This is a genomic window from Rhizobacter sp. P3_B12, from assembly GCF_056402895.1.
Window position 1 is genome coordinate 1 of the sequence record NZ_JBFUGN010000946.1, and the last position, 2,383, is coordinate 2,383.

General features: G+C 66.9%; 4 protein-coding genes. 3 read left to right on the plus strand and 1 reads right to left on the minus strand.

The genetic code is table 11. From position 1 onward, the window contains the following. Nucleotides 1-157 precede the first annotated feature (157 nt). The 3 genes from AC1D01_RS30500 (at nucleotide 158) to AC1D01_RS30510 (ending at nucleotide 1,607) form a co-directional block, all read left to right on the plus strand. Nucleotides 158-649 carry a hypothetical protein gene (locus AC1D01_RS30500; protein ID WP_477873108.1) on the plus strand — a complete coding sequence of 164 codons (492 nt, stop codon included), beginning with the start codon at nucleotides 158-160 and terminating at the stop codon, nucleotides 647-649. Between the two features lie 197 nt (nucleotides 650-846). After that, the gene (locus AC1D01_RS30505; RefSeq protein WP_197070727.1) at nucleotides 847-1,194 is read left to right on the plus strand and encodes an H-NS histone family protein; all 348 of its coding nucleotides are present in this window, start codon (nucleotides 847-849) and stop codon (nucleotides 1,192-1,194) included. Nucleotides 1,195-1,217: 23 nt separating this feature from the next. Further along, the gene (locus tag AC1D01_RS30510) at nucleotides 1,218-1,607 is read left to right on the plus strand and encodes a nuclear transport factor 2 family protein (protein ID WP_477873110.1); all 390 of its coding nucleotides are present in this window, start codon (nucleotides 1,218-1,220) and stop codon (nucleotides 1,605-1,607) included. An 8-nt stretch (nucleotides 1,608-1,615) separates the two neighbouring features. On the opposite strand, the gene murI is transcribed toward AC1D01_RS30510, so the two are convergent. Then, nucleotides 1,616-2,383: glutamate racemase (gene murI, locus AC1D01_RS30515; RefSeq protein WP_477873112.1), on the minus strand; the 768-nt coding region annotated here is incomplete at its 5' end.

The following is a 2,383-nucleotide window of genomic DNA, read 5'->3' on the forward strand; positions in this document are numbered from 1 at the left end:
AGGCAAGGGCGGCTCAGGCGTGGCCGTCGCCGGCGCTGCGCTTCCTGCGGCGTTCGTCGTGGGCTTGCTTGTTGTCATCGGTGGGAGTTTCCTCGGCTTCAACATCGGGTAAGGTATTTGTCGAAGCGAACCCGTAACGATTCGACGAAGCCGAACCATGAGAATTTCTCTCGCATTGAGATGGTTTGCAGCGGTGGCTGCATTGGCGACGAGCGCCTGCAGCACCCCGCTGGGGCCGCAGCATGCTTACCCTGCACCTCAACGCGCCGTTACCGAATTGGCGCTGGTTCGCTCGGGGTTGCCGCAATACCGCGACCCGGGGTGCCCTGTCGTCGGGGTCGGCACGATCCAGATTCTTGCCGTCGATGGACAGCGTCTGTTCACTTACCCCGCGGATCCTCCCCGCTCCGTCTACGTGTTGCCTGGCAAGAGATCGGTGACCGTCAAGTTCATGACCACACCCCAGCAGGTGGGTGACACGACAGCCTCGCCGGTCTTCGATTCCTACTCCGGACAACCGACCGTGATGCTGGACCTCACCGCGGGCGAAATCGTCCGCCTTGACGCCGTGATCGATCGGGTCAACAAGCGTTTCGGCATTGTCGCGAAGCGTCAATCGCCGACGGAATGCTGGCCGGGCGACAAATAGCTGTGCCTGGCCCGGTTCAAAGTGGAAACGGTGGCGGGCCGAGCACACCGAGTGGTGGGCGACGCAATCCGAGAATTCCCGTTTTCGGGGCCCGTTGCGGCCGGTGCACGCCTTTGACGCTCCGCGCTCAAAAACGGCCACGCCGCACATAGACTACCGGTCATCGCATTTTCCGATCCATGTCCAGGACCATCGAGATGACCGAACTGAAGGGTATGTCGTACGCGGAGCTGCGCGCTCTGCTGGAGCAAACCGAAGCCGCACTGGCCGCCAAGCGCACCGAGGAACTGAAGGTTCTGGCGGACGGCTACGCCAAGAAGCTGCAAATGGGCGGCTTCACCATCGCCGAGGGCATCGAGGCGCTGAAGCCCTACCTGCCTGCCAAGCCCGTCAAGACGCCGTCGGCGCCCGGCGAAGAGCGCAAGGCCAAGTACGCGAACCCCGCCGACCCCAGCCAGACCTGGGTCGGCATGGGCAAGCCGCCGCAGTGGTTCCGGGATCAGCTCGCCGCCGGCCGCTCGCGCGAGGACATGCAGATCTCCTGACAACTTCCCTGAGAGGACACGCCATGGCCATCGCCACGCTTGCCGTCTGGCACGAACTCGTCGCGACACGCAACGCGAAGGGGCTCGGGGCGCTGCTTGCCGACAACGTCGTCTTCCACTCGCCGGTGGTGCACACGCCGCAGGTGGGGAAGGCCGTCACGGCGCAGTACCTCGGCGCGGCCTTCCGCGTGTTCTTCAACGAGAGCTTCCGCTACGTGCGCGAAGTCGCCGGCCCGCGTGACGCGGTGCTCGAGTTCCAGGTGGAAATCGACGGCATCGCCGTCAACGGCGTCGACATGCTCACCTGGGACAACGATGGACGGATCGTCGACTTCAAGGTGCTGATCCGGCCGCTGAAGGCGATCAACCTGATCCACCAGAAGATGGGCGCGATGCTGCAGGCGCAGCAGTAGCCGCACGATCAGGCGTCCGATCCGCTCACCTCGCAGCGGAACGCCAGCCAACTCGCGGCCACCCGCTGCAATGCCGCCACGTTGCCGGTCGTTTCCAGTTGCACCGCATCGCTGGCCCTATCGTCGGTCGCATGCGCCGCGCCGCCGGCCTGCCACAGTTGTGCCGCGCGACGCGCCACCGCATCGGCGGTGTCGATGATCTGCACCTGCGGCCCCATCGCGTCCGCGATCAGGTGTTGCACGAAAGGGTAGTGCGTGCAGCCCAGCACGACGGTGTCGACGCCTGCATCGCGCAGCGGTGTGCAATACCGCTCGACCATCGCCCGCAGTTCGGGCGTGTCGAGCGCGCCCCGCTCGATCAGGTCGGCCAGGCCGGGGCAGGGCTGGGCCGTGATCTGCACCGCATCGCCCTGCCGCGCCAGCAGCTGCCGGAACTTCTCGCTGCGCAAGGTGCCGGTGGTGGCCAGCACGCCGATGCGGCCGTTGCGGGTCGCGGCCACCGCCGGCTTCAGCCCCGGCTCGACGCCGACGATCGGCAGCGCCGGCCAGCGCTCGCGCAGGCTCGCGACCGCCGCGGCCGTCGCGGTGTTGCACGCGACCACCAGCAGCTTTGCGCCCTGCGCCACCAGGTGCTGCGCCATGCGCTGCGAGCGCTCGACGATGAAGGCCTCGCTGCGGTCGCCATACGGCGCGTTCGCCGAATCGGCCAGGTAGCGCAGCGGCGCCTGCGGCAGCTGCCGGTGCAAGGCCCGCAGCACCGAGAGCCCACCGAGCCC

What these genes read in the sequence shown, in the direction of transcription:
- AC1D01_RS30505 (WP_197070727.1), top strand. Translation starts at nt 847, where the DNA reads ATGACCGAACTGAAGGGTATGTCGTACGCGGAGCTGCGCGCTCTGCTG.
- AC1D01_RS30500 (WP_477873108.1), top strand. Translation starts at nt 158, where the DNA reads ATGAGAATTTCTCTCGCATTGAGATGGTTTGCAGCGGTGGCTGCATTG.
- AC1D01_RS30510 (WP_477873110.1), top strand. Translation starts at nt 1,218, where the DNA reads ATGGCCATCGCCACGCTTGCCGTCTGGCACGAACTCGTCGCGACACGC.